Annotated in this window: 24 protein-coding genes and 2 pseudogenes; 10 read left to right on the top strand and 16 right to left on the bottom strand. The window is 33.5% G+C overall.

Annotated features, from left to right (window positions below):
* Positions 1-23 precede the first annotated feature (23 nt).
* Positions 24-1,334: a hypothetical protein gene (locus tag ACQKMD_RS17340; protein ID WP_427753539.1), complete on the top strand. Its 1,311-nt coding sequence runs from the start codon at positions 24-26 to the stop codon at positions 1,332-1,334.
* A gap of 683 nt (positions 1,335-2,017) precedes the next feature.
* Here ACQKMD_RS17340 and ACQKMD_RS17335 read toward each other — a convergent pair.
* Positions 2,018-3,205 carry an alanyl-tRNA editing protein gene (locus tag ACQKMD_RS17335; RefSeq protein WP_427753537.1) on the bottom strand — a complete coding sequence of 396 codons (1,188 nt, stop codon included), beginning with the start codon at positions 3,203-3,205 and terminating at the stop codon, positions 2,018-2,020.
* 118 nt (positions 3,206-3,323) lie between these two features.
* On the opposite strand from ACQKMD_RS17335, the gene ACQKMD_RS17330 reads away from it, so the two are divergent.
* The 5 genes from ACQKMD_RS17330 (at position 3,324) to ACQKMD_RS17310 (ending at position 8,075) form a co-directional block, all read left to right on the top strand.
* Positions 3,324-3,614, top strand: coding sequence for a DUF6509 family protein (locus tag ACQKMD_RS17330; RefSeq protein WP_427753535.1), 291 nt, complete (start codon positions 3,324-3,326; stop codon positions 3,612-3,614).
* A gap of 115 nt (positions 3,615-3,729) precedes the next feature.
* A complete protein-coding gene (locus ACQKMD_RS17325; protein WP_427753533.1) occupies positions 3,730-4,875 on the top strand; it encodes a VanZ family protein in 1,146 nt (381 codons plus the stop codon).
* Positions 4,876-5,045: 170 nt separating this feature from the next.
* Positions 5,046-5,813, top strand: a complete 768-nt coding sequence (locus ACQKMD_RS17320; protein ID WP_427753531.1) for an ABC transporter ATP-binding protein — start codon at positions 5,046-5,048, stop codon at positions 5,811-5,813.
* Positions 5,800-7,710, top strand: a complete 1,911-nt coding sequence (locus ACQKMD_RS17315) for an FtsX-like permease family protein (protein ID WP_427753529.1) — start codon at positions 5,800-5,802, stop codon at positions 7,708-7,710. The genes ACQKMD_RS17320 and ACQKMD_RS17315 overlap by 14 nt, the downstream gene beginning before the upstream one ends.
* Before the next feature lie 5 nt (positions 7,711-7,715).
* Positions 7,716-8,075 carry a YxeA family protein gene (locus ACQKMD_RS17310; protein WP_427753527.1) on the top strand — a complete coding sequence of 120 codons (360 nt, stop codon included), beginning with the start codon at positions 7,716-7,718 and terminating at the stop codon, positions 8,073-8,075.
* A gap of 61 nt (positions 8,076-8,136) precedes the next feature.
* On the opposite strand, the gene ACQKMD_RS17305 is transcribed toward ACQKMD_RS17310, so the two are convergent.
* The 5 genes from ACQKMD_RS17305 to ACQKMD_RS17285 all read right to left on the bottom strand — a co-directional run bounded on the left by ACQKMD_RS17305 (position 8,137) and on the right by ACQKMD_RS17285 (position 13,884).
* The gene (locus tag ACQKMD_RS17305) at positions 8,137-8,793 is read right to left on the bottom strand and encodes an amino acid ABC transporter permease (protein ID WP_427753526.1); all 657 of its coding nucleotides are present in this window, start codon (positions 8,791-8,793) and stop codon (positions 8,137-8,139) included.
* A gap of 15 nt (positions 8,794-8,808) precedes the next feature.
* Positions 8,809-9,462, bottom strand: a complete 654-nt coding sequence (locus tag ACQKMD_RS17300) for an amino acid ABC transporter permease (RefSeq protein WP_427753524.1) — start codon at positions 9,460-9,462, stop codon at positions 8,809-8,811.
* A gap of 184 nt (positions 9,463-9,646) precedes the next feature.
* Complete coding sequence (locus ACQKMD_RS17295) at positions 9,647-10,462, bottom strand: transporter substrate-binding domain-containing protein (protein WP_427753522.1); 816 nt, start codon at positions 10,460-10,462, stop codon at positions 9,647-9,649.
* Positions 10,463-10,484: 22 nt separating this feature from the next.
* Entirely contained in the window at positions 10,485-11,213 is a 729-nt protein-coding gene (locus ACQKMD_RS17290) for an amino acid ABC transporter ATP-binding protein (protein WP_427753520.1), read from the bottom strand.
* 523 nt (positions 11,214-11,736) lie between these two features.
* Positions 11,737-13,884, bottom strand: a complete 2,148-nt coding sequence (locus ACQKMD_RS17285) for a M28 family peptidase (RefSeq protein ID WP_427753518.1) — start codon at positions 13,882-13,884, stop codon at positions 11,737-11,739.
* Between the two features lie 407 nt (positions 13,885-14,291).
* Between ACQKMD_RS17285 and ACQKMD_RS17280 the strand changes: the two genes are divergently transcribed.
* On the top strand, positions 14,292-14,738 hold the full coding sequence (locus tag ACQKMD_RS17280; RefSeq protein ID WP_427753517.1) for a hypothetical protein: 447 nt from the start codon (positions 14,292-14,294) through the stop codon (positions 14,736-14,738).
* A 250-nt stretch (positions 14,739-14,988) separates the two neighbouring features.
* Here ACQKMD_RS17280 and ACQKMD_RS17275 read toward each other — a convergent pair whose 3' ends face one another.
* From ACQKMD_RS17275 to ACQKMD_RS17255, 5 genes and pseudogenes are all read right to left on the bottom strand, one after another.
* On the bottom strand, positions 14,989-15,435 hold the full coding sequence (locus ACQKMD_RS17275) for a hypothetical protein (RefSeq protein WP_427753515.1): 447 nt from the start codon (positions 15,433-15,435) through the stop codon (positions 14,989-14,991).
* Positions 15,436-16,073: 638 nt separating this feature from the next.
* Positions 16,074-16,118 (bottom strand): hypothetical protein, encoded by a 45-nt coding sequence (locus ACQKMD_RS17270; RefSeq protein ID WP_427753564.1) that lies wholly within the window; start codon positions 16,116-16,118, stop codon positions 16,074-16,076.
* 330 nt (positions 16,119-16,448) lie between these two features.
* Complete coding sequence (locus ACQKMD_RS17265) at positions 16,449-16,838, bottom strand: hypothetical protein (protein ID WP_427753513.1); 390 nt, start codon at positions 16,836-16,838, stop codon at positions 16,449-16,451.
* A gap of 36 nt (positions 16,839-16,874) precedes the next feature.
* A pseudogene (locus ACQKMD_RS17260) lies at positions 16,875-17,033 on the bottom strand (helix-turn-helix domain-containing protein); the annotation flags it as partial.
* 1,017 nt (positions 17,034-18,050) lie between these two features.
* Positions 18,051-18,398, bottom strand: coding sequence for a helix-turn-helix domain-containing protein (locus ACQKMD_RS17255; RefSeq protein WP_427753511.1), 348 nt, complete (start codon positions 18,396-18,398; stop codon positions 18,051-18,053).
* A gap of 419 nt (positions 18,399-18,817) precedes the next feature.
* Between ACQKMD_RS17255 and ACQKMD_RS17250 the strand changes: the two genes are divergently transcribed.
* On the top strand, positions 18,818-19,063 hold the full coding sequence (locus tag ACQKMD_RS17250) for a YolD-like family protein (protein ID WP_427753563.1): 246 nt from the start codon (positions 18,818-18,820) through the stop codon (positions 19,061-19,063).
* Positions 19,060-19,401: an aconitate hydratase gene (locus ACQKMD_RS17245; RefSeq protein ID WP_427753510.1), complete on the top strand. Its 342-nt coding sequence runs from the start codon at positions 19,060-19,062 to the stop codon at positions 19,399-19,401. Before ACQKMD_RS17250 ends, ACQKMD_RS17245 begins: the two co-directional genes overlap by 4 nt.
* 172 nt (positions 19,402-19,573) lie before the next feature.
* Here ACQKMD_RS17245 and ACQKMD_RS17240 read toward each other — a convergent pair whose 3' ends face one another.
* The gene (locus ACQKMD_RS17240) at positions 19,574-19,921 is read right to left on the bottom strand and encodes a helix-turn-helix domain-containing protein (protein ID WP_427753509.1); all 348 of its coding nucleotides are present in this window, start codon (positions 19,919-19,921) and stop codon (positions 19,574-19,576) included.
* Positions 19,922-20,433: 512 nt separating this feature from the next.
* On the opposite strand from ACQKMD_RS17240, the gene ACQKMD_RS17235 reads away from it, so the two are divergent.
* A complete protein-coding gene (locus ACQKMD_RS17235; RefSeq protein ID WP_427753507.1) occupies positions 20,434-20,862 on the top strand; it encodes a hypothetical protein in 429 nt (142 codons plus the stop codon).
* Between the two features lie 99 nt (positions 20,863-20,961).
* On the opposite strand, the gene ACQKMD_RS17230 is transcribed toward ACQKMD_RS17235, so the two are convergent.
* From ACQKMD_RS17230 to ACQKMD_RS17215, 4 genes and pseudogenes are all read right to left on the bottom strand, one after another.
* Complete coding sequence (locus ACQKMD_RS17230) at positions 20,962-21,150, bottom strand: tyrosine-type recombinase/integrase (protein ID WP_427753561.1); 189 nt, start codon at positions 21,148-21,150, stop codon at positions 20,962-20,964.
* 43 nt (positions 21,151-21,193) lie between these two features.
* Positions 21,194-21,322 (bottom strand): hypothetical protein, encoded by a 129-nt coding sequence (locus ACQKMD_RS17225; protein WP_427753505.1) that lies wholly within the window; start codon positions 21,320-21,322, stop codon positions 21,194-21,196.
* A 614-nt stretch (positions 21,323-21,936) separates the two neighbouring features.
* Positions 21,937-22,821: a helix-turn-helix domain-containing protein gene (locus ACQKMD_RS17220; protein ID WP_427753503.1), complete on the bottom strand. Its 885-nt coding sequence runs from the start codon at positions 22,819-22,821 to the stop codon at positions 21,937-21,939.
* 293 nt (positions 22,822-23,114) lie between these two features.
* A pseudogene (locus ACQKMD_RS17215) lies at positions 23,115-23,419 on the bottom strand (CsxC family protein); the annotation flags it as partial.

Raw genomic sequence — 23,419 nt, 5'->3', positions numbered from 1 at the left:
ATAAAAGGAGGGTGACATATAAGGTGAACAATTATTATTTACAAAATAGAGTGTCACTGCCTGAACAACAACCAGCGCAAGTCGGTGAAAATAATAATATGTTAAAGCCCTATTTAGATGTACAAACAGTTAGACGATTGAAAGAAAAGTATATTGCCCAAGCACAGGAACGTTTACCGATATATTTTTCTGCAAATAAGCGAGTTAAAATGCAATCGCTTACAGAAGAGGAATTTCAACAACAAGGATTACCAAAGGAAATATTCTGGAAGATGGTTGAATTTAATGTGAGTACAAAAGGTGGGATTTCTTTTGATCGACTTCCTGCTATTGGCGAGCATATCGATTATCTAGCTTCCGAATATATCACATTTAAAATGCGTATTGAACGTGATTTTGAAAGTGAAGAACAAGTGGCGCAGTTTGCTAAACTAGATGAAATTTTTGGTCGCGGGTTAACAAGAATATCGAATGCTTTTATTGATTCTGTAGGCGCATTTTTTGAAAGAAATGAAGTAATAGGAGAAGCAGCTTTAATGGAGCAATCGATTAAAGGGATATATCAATATAAGCTTGCTAAATACGGAAATTTTGTTGAAGCAAACCCCGATTACACTTTTATTAAAGGTACATCGGATGCATGGTTGGAACGAGATTCGTATTTTATGGGGGATATTCTACGCTTAGTTATTGCTAAAATAGATGAGAACCGTATCAAGATTAAAGAAAATCCGTATACAACATTGGAATTAAATGCGGTAGCAGCTTTTTATCAAGCGGTACAACGCCGATTAACTAACCAAAAATCAACTTCCGTAAGCGAGGAGCAGCTGGGAGTAGAGCTTGGATTTTTAGGCATGAAGTTAGAATTGCTGATTCAAAAAGACGGCGTATCACCGGAACTAGCTAGTAAGATGGAGACTGCGTATTTATCATTCTTTAACTATAAAATAGAAGATATAAATCAACGTCAAGAAGAGACAAAAAATAATCCGTATACTAGGAATCGCGAAGCATATGGCGAATTGAATCATGAAATGGTTGAGAATTGGGCGAAACGGTTGCGTAATAGCCTACAGGATAAAGAACTTCAACAAGGATTCGATACAGCTGTCTCTGCAGCTTACGATTCATACCAAAAGAACGTGCAACAAGAAAGTAAATTGGAACGTTACCAAGAGCCGAACGATTGGAATGTGTTTTTCGAGAAATCGCCAATGAATAATTACCAAGTTGAACGCCCAGATGCATTCAGTCATAACTCATTAGTATCAGATTGGAATGACTTTATAGCTGATATAATAGTCGATAATAAAATGCTTTTTTATAAATAAGAGGAATTTTACATTGTGTTTTATTTCCATAAATTTTTATATGTAAAAGGTTATTTGCTTAATTCCCCATTAAGAATACTCATTGTAGTTAATATTTAGGTTCATTGATGCTGTATTTTTCATACAAGATTATACTCCTTTTACTGGTCATTAAGTTTTTAAGTAAATAGTAGTTAAAATGCCCGCATGTGAAAATAGTCCACTCTATTTCACCGCGGGCATTTGCATAATCGTTTAATTTATAGTGGAAAATCGCCTTTTTCATTTTTAAAAATAGATAAGACCGTTGATTTCCGCTACGGTGGACGCTTTCCGCGGGCGGGCGCCAAGTCGCTTCGTCGCTACGCTCCTGCAGGGTCTTGGACTGTCCCGCTTTTCCCGCAGGAGTCGCCACCTCCGCTCCAATCAACTACATATGTAATAAAAACAAATCTTTTGAGGCGATGAAAAATGATGACGAGATCCCTTCAGACTGTAGACAAACTCGAATTGGACTTGGCAAAGTCCAAAAATGGCATAAAAGTTAATACCCTAAGAGGATTTTCAATAACCAAAATATATAGAAATAACAAAGACATTCAGGATATGACCATTCTGAATGCCTTTCGTCGACAAACTGGAGTCCCCTTTTTAAGAAAAGGGGATTCATTTATAGTGAAATAGAAAGAAAACTGGTCGTTTTTTTATAGAACACTTCTCATCTTCTCTAGTAATTCAGCACCCGTCATCGTATGTTCTCCACCACCCTGTACAAAGGCATCGCTACCGCCACCTTTACCATTTAATAATGGTAGCACTACTGTAGAGATAGCTTTCATACTCATATCAACTTCATTTGTACCACGAGCAGCAACAAACTGTAATTTATCTCCTTGGTCTGCTACAAGATACACTACGACATTTTCATTTTCTGCTATTACAAGTCGAGCTAATTTTTGCAATTCTTGAATAGAGCGTTCTGCATAAACAGCACCAATAACACCGTCTTTAGCTGCTTTTGCAAGTTCTACTGCTTCATAAGTTAGTAACTGATCTTTGGCTGCATCTAAAGCTTTCTCTAATCCTTTTTGCACAGTTAATAGTTTAGAAACTGTATCGGCCACTTCATTTTCAGGGGCACTTGCCAGTTTAGCCACTTTACTTAGTTCATTTTTGCGCCAATGTAGCGCACTTAATACGCGCCCACCGCATACGAAATGCACGCGCACTTTCCTCTTTTGCTTTTCAATATGCATAATTTTAAGAGCGCTCACTTGTCCAGTAGAAGTGGGATGAGTACCACCACAGCCGTTATAATCGTAATCTGGTATGATAACTAGGCGGATTTCTTCTGTCACACTCAGCGCTTTACGTAGATTATAGTTTTCTAATTCATCTTCTGTCACCCATTTTGTTTCAATTGGTCGATTTTCTAAAATGATTTTGTTAGCTAGTGCCTCTGCTGCTATAAGCTCCTCTTCAGTAATATTCTCAACATCTAAATCGACGGTCACAGTACCTCTCCCTAAATGGAAACTAACAGTTTGGTAGCCGAATAATTCAATAAAGGCTGCTGTTAAAATATGCTGTCCTGCATGTTGTTGCATATGATCAAAACGTCGGTCCCAATTTAGTACGCCCTCTATCATTTCGGCGTCATTAGGCAAAGCTTCTGTAATATAGTGACGAATTTCATCGCCAACTTTCTCGACATCGACTACTTCAATATCATTTAGTGTACCTGTATCATGAGGCTGACCACCACCAGTAGGATAAAATGATGTATTATCAAGCACGACAAATACGCGCCCATCCTCTTCAATACCTTTTCTTAAAACATTTGCTGAAAACTCTTTCATCATTGCATTTTGATAGTAAAATAACGTCTGCATCGTCATAACTCCTTCAATTTTTATCGAAAAGTACAGGTAAATCATCTAAAAACTTTACTAATCGCATTTTTGCTTTAATATTAATGATTGATACATGCAAAAAGAGGAGCGATTCTTTATGGACATTTTAGCATATACGATGGATGAAATTTTAGATCCCACAAATATTATTGAGGGGCAACGCTTTGAATTCTTATTAGATATCGAAGTAGATGAAGAAGACGAGTTATTTGTAGAAGGTGGTCTTGAAATCCGCGCAATCGTTGGGAAAAAAGAGGCCGACTTTAAGCTTGCGAATTACTTCATCATCGATAAAGGTACTGAAAAAATGCTGGAATTTGGTCTAGAAGAAGATGAAGAAGAAATTATTTTGAGCTTTTGTAAAGAGCGCATTATAGCAGGCGAATAACAAATTGATTATGTAACTAAAGGCATTCGATTATAGTTTAAATACTTTTAATCTGAATGCTTTTTTTGATATGATGAGAATTATTTTATGATTAAATGACGAAAGGGGTAAGAGTATGTCCGCTTATACACAACCAATTTACGTCGCAATGATTGTATTTATCCTATTGGCCTTTGTCATTTTTGTACCGTGGCTTATTTATACTTATCGTAAATATGGATACTTGCCATTATCAACGACGCTAATCGTATTTTCATTTATTTTTTATTTTATCAGCGCTTTATTTTTAGTCCTACTACCATTGCCAGAATCACGTAATACTTGTATTATGCAACAGCCAGGTACACAACATTATTCACTGATGCCGTTTATTTTTATCTCAGACATGTTTGGAAATAGTGGAGTGGTTTTATCTCAGCCAAGTACATATGCATTATTAGTCAAACAGCCGGCCTTTTATCAAGCTTTTTTCAATTTCCTATTACTGTTACCGTTTGGCGTTTACTTACGTTATTTCTTTCAAAAGAGAAAACACTGGAAAAGAGCGCTGGGCTTAACTTTTGGATTGACATTATTTTACGAAATAACACAAGTAACAGGCATCTACGGTATTTATAATTGTGCGTATCGTATTTTTGACGTCGATGATTTGATACTTAATACGTTAGGTGGGATAGTTGGCTTCTTCATCGCACCCGCTATTTTAGCATTGTTCCCATCAAAGGAAAGCATTAATGAGAAAGCGGAAAGATTGACTGCGCTCGATGATGTTCGTGCGATGCCTGTATTAATTGCATTACTTATTGATATTTTTATTATTGATATACTTGGACAACTAGGCACCACATTTATTGAATCAAATTTAATTGTAAATTTTTTAATTAAATCTATTTTCATTTTCATTTTATTTTTTGTCATTCCAATTTTGTGGAATGGACATACAATTGGTTCGAAAATTATGCGTTTCCGCTATGATAGTAAAGTAAGCACTATAGATACAAATAAACGTTTGTTTAAACGCTTTGGTGCTATTTATCTTACTTACTTTTCATTCTTTGTACTAAGCGTTTTCAGTCAAATGAATTTACAAATCGGTTCACCGTATTATAAATTAAAAGTATTTTTAGTACTGGGTACTAACTTACTTGAAATAGTAATAATAGTTGTTTTGTTCTTCCATGCTTTGCTTGTTGCATTTGGAAAAGGCAAACGACGCTTCTATTTTGATGAAGCATCAGATTTACACACAACGAGAAAATAAAGATGTAAAAGGACTTTCCTTAATTTGGGTAAGTCCTTTTTTGATTAGTGTAAATAACAGTTAACAGCACCCTAACAAGATTTAAGGTTCCTGTAAGGTTGCGACAATTATTTTGTAAGGATGGGGCGATATAGTGTGTATATCAACAAATGACAACAGAGGTGACGCAAATGGAATCATTATTAAAAATAGAAGACGTAAAAAAAATATATGGCAAAACACCAAATGTTTACACAGCATTAGAAAATATTTCATTTCAAATTGAACATGGTGAATTCGTTGGGATTATGGGTCCATCAGGTGCAGGTAAATCAACATTACTAAATCTCCTTGCAACAATCGATTCGCCTACAGAAGGTAAAATTTTCATGAATGATAAGGGGCTTCATGATATGAAGGAAGCCGAGCTCTCAGATTTCAGACGCGACAATCTAGGTTTTATCTTCCAAGACTACAACTTGCTAGATTCTCTTACCGTAAAAGAAAATATTTTATTACCGTTAGCAATTACAAAAGTACCTGCAAAAGAAATTGAAGAACGTGTACAAAAAATCGCAAAAGTTTTTGGAATTGAAGCGTTGCTTAGTCAATATCCGTATCAAATTTCAGGTGGTCAAAAGCAACGTACAGCTGCTGCAAGAGCAATTGTTACAGAGCCTGCACTTATTCTAGCTGATGAGCCGACTGGTGCACTAGATTCAAAATCTGCAACCGATTTACTAGAAAGCTTAAGTTCACTTAATCAGAACAATGAATCGACGATTATGATTGTGACGCATGATGCTTTCGCCGCAAGTTTTTGCCGTCGCATTATATTCATTAAGGATGGACAGCTCTCAACGGAAATCTACCGCCGCGATCAAACGCGTAAAGAATTTTTCCAAGAGATATTAGATACTTTATCTGCAATTGGGGGTGAGGTTGATGACATTATTTAGTTTAGCAAGAAGAAATATTGCACGAAACTTTTCCCAATATTTTTTATATATCGCATCGATGGTATTTAGCATTGTCATTTACTTTACTTTCGTTACTTTAAAATATAGTGATATCGTCTCTGAGATGACGAAAACTTCACAGAAGATGGGGTCACTGATGAGCGGAGCCGCCGTTGTACTAATTTTCTTTGTGGCCATTTTCATCGCATATTCAAATTCATTTTTCATGAAAAAACGAAAAAAAGAAGTAGCACTTTATGCTTTATTAGGTGTTAGAAAACGTCAAATTGGTTTCATGTTATTCTTTGAAAACTTACTGCTTGGTATTTTTTCATTAGTGATAGGTGTTTTCCTTGGTTTTCTTAGCTCAAAATTATTTGTTACGGTTTTAATCCGTTTAATGGGTTACGATGTCGTCGCACCATTTACTTTATCTACGGAAGCCATGGTAAATACAGCATCCGTATTCTTGATCATTTTCTTTATTACTTCATTCCAGGGTTATCGTTTAATATATCAATTTAAATTAATCGATTTATTCCATGCATCGAAAAAAGGAGAAATAGCACCAAAGCCTTCTTGGGTTGTTGCTATTTTAGGTTTAGCGAGCATCGGAATTGGCTACTGGTTAGCTTTACAAAACTTATTAACTTCCGAAGTATGGCGTATTTTAGGAATGCTCACACCGCTCGTTATTTTAGCAACAGTTATCGTAGGAACATTCTTGCTATTCCATAGTGTTACTAGTTTTGTTTTAACATTATTCAAACGCCGTGAAAAGTGGCTTTGGAAAGGTCTACACTTAATGACCATTTCTCAGTTGCTTTACCGTGTTCGTGGTAATGCCCGTACACTAACAGTAATAGCAATTTTGAGTGCAACAACAGTAACAGCTGGAGGCGCAGTTTACAGTCTTTATTACAATATTAATGACAATGTAAAGCTTGCTGATCCAAACACTTTTATGTACGAGCAAACTAAGAATGTCGATAACGACAAAGTAACATCATTACTACCTGCTACAATATACGATGAAAACGTCTCTGCATTGTTCGTCACATTTGAAGCGAAACAAATTAAATCTGCAATGGACATCGACGAAGACAAACGCATTTACACAGTGATTGATGAAACAACATATAACAATTTAGCGAAACTTCAACATAAAGAAGAACTCCAATTAATAGACAATAAAGCGACTATTATTGATGCTGATTATCATGAAAATCTATCTCCTAAATATGCGGGTAAGACTATTACAGCAGAAAAGGGAACAGAGATTACATTGAAAGGGTATCATGATGTCCCAGTCCTAAACTTTAAGGCTGGTATGACACTTGTAGTCACAAATGAGCAATATAAAGAACTCGAAAAACAGGGCAAGCCTGTGCAATTCCGTGCTATTGGAGTAGATGATGCAACAACCGATTTATCGGAAGAAATTGCTAGTTCATTACCTGATGAAGCGCAATTTTCAAGCGCACCGGAAGATTATCAAAGCAGTATTGAAGGAATGGGTTCACTACTATTTATTGGTAGCTTCCTAGGACTCGTATTCTTAGCAGCGACAGGGAGTATTATCTACTTCAAAGTGCTAACAGAAGCAGAAGAAGATAAATCGCAATACAATATGCTTTATAAAATGGGTGTTAGTGCAAGGGAAATGAGAAAAACAGTGGCATCACAAGTGCTCGTAATTTTTGCTGTCCCACTTATAATTGGTCTTGCGCATAGTGCTGTAGCATTAACAGCATTTTCAAACCTATTTTCAATGGATTTCACTAAGCCTGTCATCATATGGATGGTCGCTTACACAGCTATTTATGGAATCTATTATGTATTAACCGTTTATTCATATAACCGAATTATTACCCAAAATAATAAAAATGAAGGATGATAATAATGAAAAAATTTCTAATTGCAGTTGCATCACTTTTTCTAATTGGTGTTATTGGTATTGTAGTGTTAAAGAAAGTGGATTTAAACCGTATGAACGCAGATAACTATTATGTGCATATTACAGAAGATGGCGTGAAAGAGGTAGGTAAGGCTTCTGATGGTAAAGTATTTGAAACGTATCATTACAATCTAGAAGGCGTAAATACTAAAGGTGAAGAAAAAAAATTTGAATTCACTGCAAGTAAAAACTTACGTAAAGATGCATATTTAATGCTTTATGTAAAAGATGGAAAAGGCGTATCCTCTTATGATGAAGTTAAACTTTCAGATATTCCAAAAGAAGCGCAAGCAAAACTAAAATAATTATTAAAAAAGGGTCATCGCTGGCATCGAAAACATTCGACGGAGCGATAACCCTTTTTTATTACGTCGTTTTCAATTCTAAACGGCGTGCAATTATTGATAGAGCATAGTTCACAACGAAATACATTCCTGCAATAAGGATAAAAATAGGCATGATAAATTTATCTCCGCCTGGCTGTGCATAAATCACGCCACCATTATGCATAAGCTCTGATAATGAGATAACTACCGCAAGAGACGTATCTTTTAATAATGATATGAATTGACTCACAATAGGTGGTACCATTCTCCGCAAAGCCTGTGGTAAAACGATATGCCACAAAGTTTGGATATAAGAAAGACCAGAAGAACGACCTGCTTCAATTTGTCCATTATGAATGGAGTTTAACCCGCTTCGGATAACTTCAGATAACATAGCGGATTCAAAAATCGTTAAAGCTATAATTGCTGCCATCGTAGGGGTCAATTTTATACCAACTTCAGGTAGAGCGAAAAAAGTGAAGAAAATGATAAGCAGTAACGGTACGTTACGAATAAGCTCTACTAAAATAGCTAGTATTTGCGATAGTATAGGAATTTTCGCATAGCGAATTGTCCCAATTAAGCCGCCAATGATGAAGCTGAGTACGATTGCAATACCGGCAACTTTTAATGTAACTAAAAATCCTTCTAACAAAAACTTCAAATGATCTGGAGTATACGCACCTGCAAAATCCATGTACCCGACCTCCTTCTAATTGCTCTCCGCTAGACGTTTTTCTAAATAGTTAACGCCATAACTAAGAGGAAGAGTAATAACTAAGTAAAATAAAGCAACGATAATATACACGTCAAAAACAACGAATGTACGAAGCGAAATTAAATCTGCTTGATACATTAATTCGCCGGCAGCAATAACGCTTAATATAGAAGAGTTTTTGACGAGATTGATAAATTGGTTACCTAATGGTGGAATTACAATCTTAATGGCCTGAGGCAGAATAACATAGCGCATCGTTTCAATATAAGTTAAACCTGATGAACGAGCGGCTTCTGTTTGTCCTTTGTGTACCGCTAATATACCTGCACGAATAGCTTCAGCGATAAAGGCTGAGGTATAAATAATCAGTGCGATTGTACCGGCCTGAAATCCATCAAATGAAATACCTAGAGTAGGCAATCCAACAAAAATAGTGAATGCAATAATCAGTAGCGGAATATTACGGAAAAATTCAACATAGATGGTACCAATCCAGTTCAGTGGTTTAATCGGAGCAATTCGGAATACCGCTAATATAGTCCCCAATAAAAAGCTACCAACAAGCGCTAGTAAACTACATAGCAGTGTTACTTTAAAGCCTTCAGCATACATATCCCAGTTTTCTGTTAATATCGTAAAATCTAGCATAATGAATCACTCCTTTAAATACGTGAGTGTGTTTTCGTAAAGTCTCTGCTTCTTAAAAAGATGAAGAAAAACAGACAGTACATACCTAATGTAACTAACAGGAATCCATTAGAGTAGGTTTACTGCCTGTTAAAGTCTATTAATTTAACAAGTAGCTGTTAAGTACTAAATGGTGAACGGAGGATTAGTCCTTTTTAATCCATTTTTTGTGGATCTCATCGTAACGGCCATTGTCTTTTATTTCTGTTAATGCTTTGTTGATAGCCTCTACTAATTTAGTATTACCTTTTTTAGCTGCGATTCCATAAGGCTCTTCAGTGAATTTCCCACCTACTAATTCATAGTTGTTGTCTAGGTCAGCCATACCGTAAAGGATTGCGTCGTCAGTTGTTAAAGTATCACCTTTACCAGCTTTTAAAGCCGAAAAAGCTTGAGCGTAGTCTTCAAATTCTAAAACTTGTGCTTCCGGAGCTTTTTCACGGATATTTTGAGCTGACGTAGAGCCTTTTACTGCTATTACTTTTGTTGACTTATCTATATCATCGATTGATTTAATTTTGCTACCTTTTTTAACGAGTAGAGATTGACCGGCATTAAAGTAAACGTCAGAGAAATCTACTTCTTTTTTACGTTCTTTAGAAATTGTCATAGTTGCAATGATTGCATTAATATCACCGTTTTGTAACATTGGAATACGCGTTTTAGACGTTACTTCTTTAAATTCAACTTTTGATGCATCACCTAAAATACTTTTTGCAATTTCTTTTGCGATATCAATATCAAGGCCTTCAATTTCACCTGTGCTTGGATTTTTTAAACCAAATAGATTTGAATCGTTTTTTACACCAAAAACGATTTTGTCGTTATCTTTAATAGTTTGTAATGCATCTTTATCTTTGCCGCCAGTTGTTTTATCTTTGTCCCCACAAGCAGCTAACATGAATACAGCCATGATTGCTAAAAGTAAGATTGAAAATAACCCCTTTTTACGTTTGAACATCATAAAGTCCCCCTAAATTGTATTAGTGATTTAATATCCGACTGAGGAATAATTTTGCCCGTTCTTCTTTAGGCTCTTTATAGAACTCAGTTGGATCTGCATCCTCAAGTATTTGCCCCTTATCGATGAAAATAATTCGGTCGGCCACTTCTCTAGCGAAGCCCATTTCATGTGTTACGACAACCATTGTCATACCTTCTTTTGCTAATGATTTCATAACATCTAAAACTTCCCCAATCATTTCAGGATCAAGTGCAGATGTTGGTTCATCAAACAACATAATTTCTGGGTGCATTGCTAACCCCCTAGCAATTGCTACACGCTGTTGTTGACCACCTGAAAGCTGTGATGGGAAAGAATCTGCTTTATCAGGAATGCCTACTTTTTTTAGATAAGCATGCGCTGTCTTTTTTGCCTCTTCCTTTGATTGCCCCAATGCTTTAATAGGTGCTAGAGTAATATTGTCTAAAACCGTCTTATGCGGATATAGATAAAAGTGTTGGAAAACCATTCCAATCTCTCTGCGTAGCTTATTAATATCCGTTTTTTTATCATTCACTTCAATACCGTTAACAGTAAGTGAACCTTCAGAAATGGTCTCTAATCGATTAATACAGCGCAATAATGTACTTTTACCGGAACCAGATGGACCGATAATAACCACTACTTCACCTTTGTTAATCGTCAAATTAATGTCTTTTAAGACATGAAAATCACCATAGTACTTGTTTGCATTTTTGAACTCTATCATTTGATTCCCCCCAAATCCCCAAAAAACCTCAATATTCGCTTTTTAAAACTATAATAACCGTTTAGAACAATAGTAATTATATATATCATAACGTAATGTATATTTATTTAGCAACAAGTTATCAGAAAATACTGCTTAATCCGAAAAATTAAAAATGAAAAATAACTATGTTTATATAATTTAATATAGAATACCTAGTTTATAGATAATTGTTATATATGAATTTTCTGATTCTTTTAAAATATATTAATATAATTATTTTAATGCAAAAAAATATTTTGTTATATAACAGAAACTTGTCGTTTGAGTGCGAAATATAGGTGTTGTAAAATAGGATTTGAATCTATTATTCAAATGTAAGCGCTATTTATACATTGTATGTATAAATAGAAATTTAATAGTAATGTTTGAAAAACTATTGATTTTATTGATTAGTACTTAAAAATTAAATTTTGAAAGAGAACTATACAAAAGGCTGAGAGTATAATTCTACTCTCAGCCTTTTCGGTAGTTAGTTTAAATGTTATTTCATTTTTTCTAGTTGTGCATGTAACTCATGAATGCTCTTCACTTCATCTTCAACAGAAGTTTTTAGTAATTTCTCTTGTCTTTCAAGTGCAGCATTTAGAGTTGATAATTCTTTAGAAACATCTGCATTCTTTTGGTCACGTTTCTTTTTCAGTGAAGCTACTGTGTCATATAAGTTTTCATGGCCCATTATACGACCTGCACCCCACATTAGACGATCAGCAGGTTGCTTTAGTACATAATTCGTGAAGTAATCGAATACTTCTTTGTCAAAGCTATATCCATACCAGTTGTTGTCAATTGCCAATAAATAATCATCTAGTGCTTTACCAGCTTTACCTTTTTCAAGAGCTTTGATTGCACCTTGTAAGTTAGGAATATTATTTTGTGCGTGTTCATGAGGGAAAATTGGTTCGTCTTCCCAAGTTAAACGTACGAATTGATCTTGAGCATATTTGTAAGTAGTTAATAAGCTACTATTTAATGAGCGACTGTCATCATAGAGCTTTTTCACTTCTTTTTCATTACCAGAGACTAAAGCTTTTGTATAGTTAGCATTAATTTTTTCTACTTGAGCACTAATCTCTTTAGCAGTTTTAGCAGCTTCATCAATAGCAGTCGTTAACTCTTTTGAAGAAACATTAGCAGTCTTAAAGACATCAGGCTTAATAGATTTCTCTAAAGCATCTAATCTCATTGTAAAGTCAAGTGGTGTTACTGCTGTTTGGTCATAATGCATAGCTAGTAGACCATATAAATTCAGATGGAATTCTAAAGCTTGTCCATTATACGTATCTTCATTGTCGTACTGTGTATGATAATGTGAATGCATGAATTCACTATCTTGGAAGTCATTTCGTAATGATGGAACACCTGCAATGGAGAATGAAAAATCATCTGACCAAGTACGTAATGGTGATACAACAGAAATGCCGTCTTTATATACGCCGTCTACTGATGGTACGGACTTCGTAAACTTAGTTAAGAAGTTATTCAACTCGTAATCTGCACGAATTTCATTTGTCGTTGTATGTTCATAAGCAGGAAGCTCAAAGTTCATGTCGGCAAATGCTTTCCCAACCCATTCAGGATGGATGCGGAAAATCTGATTGTATGCACCAGTAGACCAGTCATAACGCGTATTTGAAACGCCCCATTCTTCAGCGGCTAATGCATTAAAGATAATTGTTTTCTCAGGTTTATAGCCACTGTCTATTAAACCTTTTGCTACACCCATCATTAGGGCAATCGCTGCATTGTCATCTTGGAAGCCATCAAAGTAAGAATCGTAATGTGCTGAAAGGATAATATATGATTCTGGATCTTTACCCTCGATTTTTCCATAGTAATTATATGTTGGTTGGTCGAATTTAACTGTAGATTTTGCATCAAAGTTAACAGTAAGTTTATTGTTATTTGCTTTTAGTGATTGCTTTAATTCTTTGGCATTATTTTGGGACATAGAGAATGCAGGGGCATCATCAGGTCCACAAATATCTTGTGCATTTAAAGCATCGCCATCTACTTCACTATAACCTTCACTTTGCACTGCTATAATTGCAGCTGCGCCTTTCAAATGAGCTTGATAGGCAGGGTAGTTAACCCACCAATCTTCTCGTTGGTTTACATCTATAAGTACGAGCTTGCCTTTAATATCAAGGTTCTTCAAATCCTCTGCTGTTCCACGATTTGCATAAACAACATCAAATTCTTTTGTTCCCTTTGTATCAAAATTAGTTTGATATGCACCTAAAACTGCTGATTTTTCTTTACCATCAACGGTATTGAAGGTCATATCTGCTTTTTCGAATGTCCAACTATCAACTGTAAATTCATCTTTTGATACGTCGGTAAGCCCAATTTTCTTCATTTCATCTGCAATTTTTTCGCCCGTTTTTAGTTCTGCTTCAGATCCTGCTGGACGATATCCTAGCTTTTCATTTGTTTTAAATTCTTCAAGACCTTTGGCAAATTTAAATGAATAATTAGCATCTACTTTTGATAAATAATTATCGGAATATTGTTTTACTGCCGCTAAATCATCTTTTTCTTGTACCTTTGTCTTTTTGTCTGCTGGTGTACAAGCCGCAAGTGTTGATGCAATTAGAGCTGCTGCTATTGCACCACGGAAAAATCTGTTCAATTAACCACATTCCTTTACAATAATTTTTTTCAAGCAGAACTAATTAAACGATAGTTTTAATAAAATAGCAATATTTTTTTGAATTGTTAGATAGAATATTTTTCGACAAATAGTGGAAATAAATTATTTGAAAATTTAGGGCTGTCTAACTTAATTTAGTGATGAAAGATGAATTGAAACCGGTGGGGGCGAGGTATTCTTGAACTGATGGGGGCGGTTGCAGAAGAGGTGCAGTTGCTTTTTCACTATCGGGTGCGTTAATCCTAGAGGGATTACGCTCTTTTTTTGTTGAACGTATTGTACTACCGGGGCAGTTTAGTTGAATAAGGAAAGGGGTACAGAGTTAGATTAGTTGAATATGAATTAATTAAAAAACAGTGTATTAAGATAGAACGGAGATTACAATGTTGCAACAGATTAGATTAGGAAAATGGTTATTAGAAGTTGATATTGATAGAACACGAGAATTTTATAACAAAGATATAGAGGTCTGTAACTGCTTATACTGTAAAAATTATGTTAGAGCTTCGAAGTATTTAAAGACTTCTGTATCCGATATTTTCAACAATTTTGGGATTCATCCAGCAAAACCAGCACATCTTTCAGAATTCCCTACTGAGGAAGCAGGGACACGTTTATACTTAGGGGATTATCATCTCGTTGGAAGAGTGTTAGAAGGCGAATTGTGTACTTCTTCTAACTTTAAAGAAATGAACACTATAGAAATAGAGAATTTCGTATTCGGATTTTCAGAGGATTTAGAGTTTGTGCCAGAAGGTTTCCCTGCCCCAGTCCTACAATTCAGCTTTTTAGCTAATATTCCTTGGATTCTTAAAGAAAACCCTGATGATTAAGGAAAAGTATTATTCAACTAACAGGGAGGTTAGTGGAAGAAAGAATTCGATTTTCATAACCAAAAATAGAGTTCACAATAATGTGATTTAAATGGAGGGAGAAGTAATGTTAAAAATATTAAGAATTATCTCGTTAGTTATTGCTTTTGCATTAGCAGGTTATAGCCTTATTACTAAAGACTTTAAGTTTATGTCATATACGGAATCAATTACATCATTATTTGATATATGAGTTAACAATTCATCTTTATTATATTCTTAAATCTTTAATTAACTGTTCTATGTTATATAAATTACTGTTATATACATATATTACCAGTGGAATAAGTATTACTATTAGTACAGAAGCTATTATAAAAACGTAATTTCCTTTTCTTTGTACATTATTTACCAATACAATTAACAAAGAAGATATTCCTAAAAGGCTTACTAACCACATAGAGATTAATTGATTTACTTCATTTTTTAATAAGGTCAATTTTAATTCATTTTCTTCTGAAACAGTAAAAGTGAGTTTTTCGCCATTTTTCAAGAAATTATTCTTTAAGACAGTTACTTCCTCTGAATTCTCTTTTATTGAGTATCCACCAGGATAAATATTAAAGTAGAAAGCTAATATCCCTGCTATTAAAACGAGAGAGAGCAAAATAGCTGTAAAAACACCAAATTTCTTTTTGTTATGCTTATTTTTAAACAATACCACACCTCCTATCCAATTAATTAAATTCCATTATAATACTACGAAACCATTTATTCCAATTATAATTTTGTGGTTTTAAAATCTATTCTTTATAACGCCCTCCATATCCTTAGGGACTTTGATTTAATTTGTGAAAACGTTTACAGTATTCGAGGATTAAAAGCAAAGATATTTGTTAAAGGAGTTGAAAAATGAGTATTACAAATCCAAACAACTATTAAAAAGAAGGGGAATACAAGTAATACGGTGGCAGCGTATTAGCGAATATTTTAGCGATATTCAAATTCGTACTGCAGGGGAAGATCTTCACTTGAATTATACGAACCAGGCTTTAAAAACAGCAGTAGAGGAAGAATTATTTAAACGGTTGCAACAGTACACAATTAATAGATGATAAAATGCTTATTACGTGTAAAAGAAAGTAAGAAACTACAAAATAGAATTCCTTAAGAATGCTGTTTTGTAGCCTAGTTTAGGATAATTAGGATGTCAAAATTTATTTTTTGTGCTCAATCTAATCATTACAAAAAATTTCAGGGGTAAAGTATCAGTTATATCCAGATAATATAGAATAAATTATTGCTTTTTTTGTGAAATTACTTTACCTAAATCTTGTATGACTTCTTCTAACTTTTCTACTTTTTTTCAAAACGTAACAGCAAATAAATAGATAATACCATAGGGAAACCTACATTGCCTATCATCTGAAATAACTCGAAGTCATCCATCTAATTCACTTCTCAACCTAAATTTACTGACAGACAAAAAACATATTGTTCTTAGCTTATGTTAGTAATTTAAAAGATATTGAAATTGCAAATTTACTTGAGGTATCACAACAAGCAGTTACAAAAACAAAAAATTTAGCACTAAAAAAGTGGTGAATTGCTTAATGTTATGTAAAAAAGTCGATCCTAACTCTAGGATATTTAATGGCATAATAAAATTTAAATTTTTAAAAAAAGAGGATTGATGGAAAGTAATCAATCCTCTTTTAAACTATTTTTCTTTCACTTCAATAAATTGGATATATCTTTTTCTAATATCGACTTATCCAGTGAATAATAAGTATCATCAATTTTTATTTCATCGTCCAGAAATGTTATATGAACTTCTTTGTTGTTATAAAGAACAGCCATATATATATATCCCACTCCTGCTTCTTGATTTTCAATTTCACTATATTCACGTTCATTAAAAAGCTGATTAAATTGTTGTATTTTTTTTTTTTCAGTAATACTATGTCTTTCCCCAGTTCTCCCATCACCAACTTCAATTTTAGATACCGATATATCACCAATGATCTCCATAAAATCTTTACTTTCTTTTGAACTTGTTTGAGAGCATCCACTAATTAATAGTAAAACTATAAATATCGATAGCACAATTAAGTTTTTCATTTTGGTTCTCCTTGATTTATGATGGGCGTACTTTGATTATATAATTAGTACATTCATTTTATATTCAGCGGAATATTTTGTATAGGACTTTAAGAAAGTCTCTATACCATTTTCTTGATAACGGCGAACCCAGTCACTGACAACCCGATTTGTGACGCCGATATCTTTCGCGATTTCACGCATGGATTCATATCCATTTAAGTATCGTTAACCGCTTGAATACGTTGTTCAACTCTTACTTTTGACATAAAAAACCCCCGTAAAAGTTAGATTGGTGTCTAACTTTTACGGGGCAGTTCACATCCTTTTGTGCTTTTATTAAGATTAAAACCTATATTTTTAGTTGAATTGCATAAAGTAAATTATTCCCGATCTAATAGTAATATATGCGCTAGTCCTATAATGTATTCAAGTTTAGATTTTAAGTATTTATTACGAATAGTTAAACGGCTCTATCTAAAGGGATAGAGCCTATTTATGATTGGACAATACCGTTTAGATATATCTTAATCATTATACGGAAGTGATACATTTAAGTAAATCTAAATCTTATAGAGTGTACAATTTCCGGACTATGAAATCTATATTGTTTGTTAAAATAACAAGTAGTTAAACCAATAACTTGCCGGGTGGAAGGTTGCCCTAATTCCTTTCTCTTTACTTGATAGAGAAAGGGGGTGAACGACATAGATATTCTATTTGTTGTACTAATGGAAGCCACTAAAACGATTGTCGCACAGACAATTATTTTATCTTTTAAAAATTTATCCACTAAAAAACGCAAAAAGAAGACCACCCGCCAATCGACCAAGAGAAACGGGAAGTCTTCTAACAGAAAGAAAAAATAATTAGGAGCAACTAACCGCTTGGTTTAGTTACTAGGTAGACGAGGTGTTGGACGCATCTCATCTTTCTTATATATTCCACATTATATCACAATTATTCAAAATTCAGTACAAAAGAGGTATTAGCGTTATTTTATTGGAGGGAATCATGGACTTAAACATATTATTAACAACGGTTATCACTTGCTGCTTTGGTAGCAGTCATTGGAGGATTCTTGGTCAGTAGAGTTCGTCAATTACTATTCTTATTTAGTTATCTTGGCTTCGCTATATACAAGCTTACAAAATCCTAAAAGTTTTAAATAAAATGAATCGATTTTTCTATAGTCAAAGAAGGGTCTAAACCCCTCTTTGATTTTTTTTATGTCTACTTATTCATTAGTTCCCAAAGAACACGTAATTTCTTTAAATCTTCTATTGAAAGATTGTTTAGTTCATTAGTAAACCATTCTTTCAAGTCATTATTTACAATCTCATCTAAGAATTTTTGTTCATCATTTGAGAACGGTTTTGGGAAATCAGAAACACCTAGTAGGTAATCGGTTGAGACATTATAAAATGAAGCCAATTTGATTATAGTCTCAGCTTTTTTATCTTCAATTTTTGATTCTAGATATGCATAAGATTGTCTACGCATGCCAAGTAATTCTGCTAAATCTTCATGCGATAGAGAACGTTCAGTGCGTAGTTTTTTTAATCTATCATTAAATTCCATTTTAAAGGCTCCTCTTGTTATTATTACAATTTTAATATGTTTTGGTATATATTAAATATAATGCAAGAAATTCTGCCGATAAGCAAATATGTCATAAAGTTTTGGATATTTTTATCTAGGCAGTTTCGTTAAATCCCTTATCATAAAAGAAGCAGAGCACATATATAATTTAAAATGCGTTTTGTATATGCCTCGCTAGTCTATATTTGAAGTTTAAGTAATTGGTTTATAAGGATATAGTATCTTCAGTCCCATCTCCCTCTAGTTCCCGCCAAGCCAAAAAGAAAAAGAGTAGCATTTGCTACTCTAAAGAACGATTAAATAATTGTTATTCCTGCACTTTCAAAACCAACAATAGTACCTCCAAGAAAACCAACTGGGAGATTGGTTTCAATAAAAGAAAATACCATTACTAATTTATTAAGCGTCCGAAACTAGACGAATGGCAACTTGAAGACTTTCAATTAACGATCTCACAAGCGCTTAATGAAAATAAACCAGTACAAATAACTACTTGGGCTAATGGAGAAATAGTTATTGCTGAGGGTTTGTTACAAGAAGTTGATAAGTATCATAATGAATGTCTTCTTAAGTGCCAATTAGATGTAATTAAACGTATTCAGCTATCTTCTATATGTGATATATGTTTGCTGGAGGAAGTATGATTTCAATAGAAGAACGGAATCAATTACATCAATATTTGATAGATGAGTTAGCAATTCAATCTTTGCAAAAAGATCATCCTCATTTAGAAAAATTAAAAATGAAAAATATCTATTTAGTATTTGTGGATACATTGTTAAAGGAACTAAAAGATGATTATTATAAATCAAAACACCTTTTAAAAAGAAGGGGAGTTCAAGTAATAAGATGGCATCGTACAAGTGAATATTTTAGTGATATTCAAATTCGTACTGCAGGGGAAGATCTTCATTTGAATTATGCGAACCAGGCTTTGAAAACAGCTGTTGAGGAAGAGTTATCCAAAAGATACATTCGATAATGCATCGACAAAATGGTTTATTTTAATTTTATTTTTCAGCCAATTACTATTCCTATTTAGTTATCTTGGCTTTACTATGTAAAAGCTTACAAAATCCGAAAAGTTTTAAACAAAAAGATCGATTTTTATATAGTCAAAGAAGGGATTGAACCCCTCTTTGATTTTTTTATGTCTACTTATTCATTAGTTCCCAAAGACCACGTAATTTCTGTAGGTCTTTTATTGAAAGATTGTTCAATTCATTAGTAAACCATTCTTTCAAGTCATCATTAATAATCTCATCTAAGAATTTCTGTTCATCATTTGAGAATGGTTTGGGGAAATCAGAAACACCTAATAGGTAATCAGTAGAGACATTATAAAATGAAGCCAATTTGAGTATAGTTTCAGCTTTTTTATCTTCTACTTTTGATTCTAGATATGCATAAGACTGTCTACGCATACCCAGTAATTCTGCTAAATCTTCATGTGATAAAGAACGATCTGTGCGCATTTTTTTTAATCTATCATTAAATTTCATTTTAAAGTCTCCTCTTTGCCGTATTGCAACTTTAATTATTCGGGTATATTTTAAATTTAATATAAAATAATTCTGCAGTCAAATATATTATGCATAAAATTTTTGCGATTTTTTTATTTAGGAAGTTGCAAAATTATGTTTAAAAATAATTCATTTAATAATCCCCTACATAAAAAAACAGAGCGGAGATATATATATATAATTTTACAAATGCGTTTTGTATATGCCTCGCTAGTCTATATTCGAAGTTCAAGTAATTGGTTTGTAGGGATATATTATTTTCATTACCGAATGTTGTTTTAACTTTAATATTTGGGGATTTATGTTACGATTGTGAAGTAATGTACTTAAATTTAAATTATGGATTAGGTTAGTTGAACAGTGAATTTGTTATCTCATGTATTACTTCTTAAATTCATTCCGCTAACTTTTATTTTGGCCAAATATTTTTGAAGTATTAAATGAATTTTTTTGCGATGTAGTTCGACATAATAAACAAAAGAGGAGTTCATATGAAATTTACAAAGACCTTATTTGTTTCATTGGCAATGATTTTATTTGTTATTACAGGGTGTTCTAATGGAAAAGTTGACACAGAAAAATATATAGAAGTTGAAAAACGTATTGGTGATGAAAATAAATATGAAGACTTCAAAAAAATTACTGATAATAAACAAGTTCAAAAGGTAAGAGATATTATATCAGATAGGGATAATTGGAAAAACGGTGAAGTAGATAGGGAACGTCCTGCTGATTACAATTTTGTGTTTCAATTTAAAAGTGATAAAATGTCAGCAAAAGCAGTGTTTTATGAAATTTGGATAAGTCCAAATAAAGATAAAGTGGATGTTGTAGCAGGAAGTGAATATGTTCAACTAAACGAGGAAGAATCAACTGATTTATTTGAAATATTAACAGGAGAAAAGCTTTCCGATTTGTGATTGGATAGTACGGATAAGCAACTTTAATCAAGCTTTATTCTAAAACTGCAAAAGGAGAGTGAGGGAGTTGTTATCTATTCTTCACTCTCTTTGTTTGATTTAAGGTAGAAATTTATCAACAGTTCTATTTGACACCTTAAGGTAGTGGTCGTTTATTGTCTTAATTGATTTATGTCCTGTTTGTTTGGCAATTGTCGCTAAATCTGCGCCACGCTCATGCATATCCGAAACTAATGTCTTTCGAAAGTTATAAGCGGTTAAACCAGTCCACTTTTTTAGATCATTCAAGTAAGCTCTTGTAGATATTTCTTTACTTACATATTTCTCGTGATTACCATTCGAAAGGACTACCAATTAAATAATCTTCAGCCTGCAAGTTATACTTTTTTACATACTCCTGAATCGCCATAACAGTATCTAATGTTAGTCTTTTTTCTTCATAGACCTTTTGTTTCTTCAAATAAACATTCACCGATAAATCATCTAAATCAAAATCCTTTATCTGCAGACGTACAGCTTTTAATACAATATTACAAGTATTCTTGTATTAAAAAATTATACTTACTCATCTCACACATATATATAAGGGTATTGTACAATGACACACTTCCTTCAATATCATGTTGGCCTGATCTCGCAGCTGTTAAGAACCCTCGTTTAAAATCAGTTTCATTGAAACAGGATTTTTTTATTTTATTGGTTAAAGATTTGTACATGTGTTACGTTCAGTAACAGAAAAGTTTAAATAATGGGAGTAAGTGAAGGAGGAGCCCTCATTTCATCCGTTATTGTACATTATATGTATGTTAGTGTATCACGAAACAAAGAACCCAGTAAAATTGCACAAAAAAAGTATGAAAAAATATCTATTTTCATACGTTTTTTATTATTATTTATTTAGTTAATCCGATAACGGAATAATTAACAGTACTTTTTTACCAAAATTTCAAAAAATGAACAAGCGTATTAATTCCTACAAACTTTACAGCCATAATTGCTATTATAACTATAATACTTGATATTATCCCAATAGTTCGTTTTCCGGAATTAGCCATGTTATCCTCCTTTCTTAAATCATATTTCTTCATCAAACGATAGATTTACCGGCTCATCCAACAGTTCACTATGTACCTCCAAATTAGTTGTTGGTATATTTTCATTCACTTCTTCAAATGTAAATTGATCTGCCCATACCGTACCTTGTCCAGCCAGAATGACACCAAACGAAATAACAGCACTTTGATCTGGAACGTCTAAAATAATGGCATAACGGTTCCAGTTTGTGTTGCCTTTAATAGGACGGTTACTCATATTATCAAATTGAAGGACATCTTCCATCGTGTCGTCTACTCGCATCCACATTCCAGCGTACGTATCTACATCTTCTGTACGAATGAAACACGAAAGTCGAATGCGTTTCCCAACAAACTGGTTTGCCCTAAATGTCTGCATCATAGTAGAGAATTCAGTTGAATCTAGCACTGTTTTGGATTTTAAATAACCTGATGCCTTTCCCTGATGAACAACTTCATGATCAATTCCCATTTCGTAATTAAATGGATTAGATCCACTCAAAAACCAACCTTTCACCTTTGTTTCCATGCACGATTCCTCCTTATTTTTAATCACGTCAGACATCATCCTGCGATACTTACCAGGTGGTAGCTTGTATACTTCTTTAAATGCTCTCGTAAATGATTCTTGTGATTCAAATTGATAATATAAAGCAATGTCAAGAATGCGTTCACTTGTGTAAAGCAAGGCGACAGAAGCATTTGCCAATCTTCTCATTCGAATATATTCAGTTACCGTCATGCCAACCAAGGTTTTGAATATTCGATGAAAGTGGTATTTTGAAAAATTTGATTGTTGTGCTATGTTCTCTAAGGTAAGAAGCTCATGTAAGTTTTCTTCCACATATATAATAATTTTTTTAATTACAGTTTCGTAGTCATGCATCGCAAGCTTTCCTCCTATTCATAGAGTATCAAGATTCTCCATTCATTTTTTGACATATCTTGCGGAGTAATTGTTTCCTCCTAATGTTTTTGTTCAAAACCTTGCCAAAATTAAATTTGTAAAAAGTCATATAAAAAAAAGATCGAATCCTTTAAGGAATCGATTTTTTACTTCAAATGTTCGTTTCTATACATTTACATACGTTTTTTCATTACATAAAAAATTCCCTCAACTCATTATGATTGAGGAGATAATCACATTAATTTCGTTTATATTAAATTGTGTGTACAAATTCAACTTTCAAGACCAGTACCAAAAGTTGGTATAATTCTCGTTGAACTTACACGATGTTGTTGAACTTGTAACACTTTCACAATAACATCCATAACGATTTTTTCACGTATTGTTCTAAACTGACCTTCTGGTGCAACAGTAACTGGAGAGAAATCAAGTTCAAAGAAATTAGCACCTATTAATTCCCCATATGGTTGTTCGTTGTATGCCACAGAATTTTGGAAGAAGTTTTTGTCCAATCGAGGTACTTCACCATTAGTGTCGTTTAAGAAATACGCTTTTTTACTATCAGAAACACCAATAA

This window comes from Viridibacillus sp. NPDC096237 (genome assembly GCF_050278625.1).
Taxonomy (GTDB): Bacteria; Bacillota; Bacilli; order Bacillales_A; family Planococcaceae; genus Viridibacillus.
The sequence above is the reverse complement of the archived record's forward strand: the minus strand, read 5'-3'. Positions and strand labels throughout refer to the sequence as shown.

Coding starts and splice junctions, on each gene's coding strand:
- ACQKMD_RS17240 (WP_427753509.1), bottom strand. CDS start 19,921: ATGAAATTTAATGATAGATTAAAAAAAATGCGCACAGATCGTTCTTTA.
- ACQKMD_RS17310 (WP_427753527.1), top strand. CDS start 7,716: ATGAAAAAATTTCTAATTGCAGTTGCATCACTTTTTCTAATTGGTGTT.
- ACQKMD_RS17330 (WP_427753535.1), top strand. CDS start 3,324: ATGGACATTTTAGCATATACGATGGATGAAATTTTAGATCCCACAAAT.
- ACQKMD_RS17295 (WP_427753522.1), bottom strand. CDS start 10,462: ATGTTCAAACGTAAAAAGGGGTTATTTTCAATCTTACTTTTAGCAATC.
- ACQKMD_RS17255 (WP_427753511.1), bottom strand. CDS start 18,398: ATGGAATTTAATGATAGATTAAAAAAACTACGCACTGAACGTTCTCTA.
- ACQKMD_RS17305 (WP_427753526.1), bottom strand. CDS start 8,793: ATGGATTTTGCAGGTGCGTATACTCCAGATCATTTGAAGTTTTTGTTA.
- ACQKMD_RS17335 (WP_427753537.1), bottom strand. CDS start 3,205: ATGCAGACGTTATTTTACTATCAAAATGCAATGATGAAAGAGTTTTCA.
- ACQKMD_RS17315 (WP_427753529.1), top strand. CDS start 5,800: ATGACATTATTTAGTTTAGCAAGAAGAAATATTGCACGAAACTTTTCC.
- ACQKMD_RS17325 (WP_427753533.1), top strand. CDS start 3,730: ATGTCCGCTTATACACAACCAATTTACGTCGCAATGATTGTATTTATC.
- ACQKMD_RS17235 (WP_427753507.1), top strand. CDS start 20,434: ATGAAATTTACAAAGACCTTATTTGTTTCATTGGCAATGATTTTATTT.
- ACQKMD_RS17320 (WP_427753531.1), top strand. CDS start 5,046: ATGGAATCATTATTAAAAATAGAAGACGTAAAAAAAATATATGGCAAA.
- ACQKMD_RS17300 (WP_427753524.1), bottom strand. CDS start 9,462: ATGCTAGATTTTACGATATTAACAGAAAACTGGGATATGTATGCTGAA.
- ACQKMD_RS17265 (WP_427753513.1), bottom strand. CDS start 16,838: ATGAAAAACTTAATTGTGCTATCGATATTTATAGTTTTACTATTAATT.
- ACQKMD_RS17290 (WP_427753520.1), bottom strand. CDS start 11,213: ATGATAGAGTTCAAAAATGCAAACAAGTACTATGGTGATTTTCATGTC.
- ACQKMD_RS17220 (WP_427753503.1), bottom strand. CDS start 22,821: ATGCATGACTACGAAACTGTAATTAAAAAAATTATTATATATGTGGAA.
- ACQKMD_RS17245 (WP_427753510.1), top strand. CDS start 19,060: ATGATTTCAATAGAAGAACGGAATCAATTACATCAATATTTGATAGAT.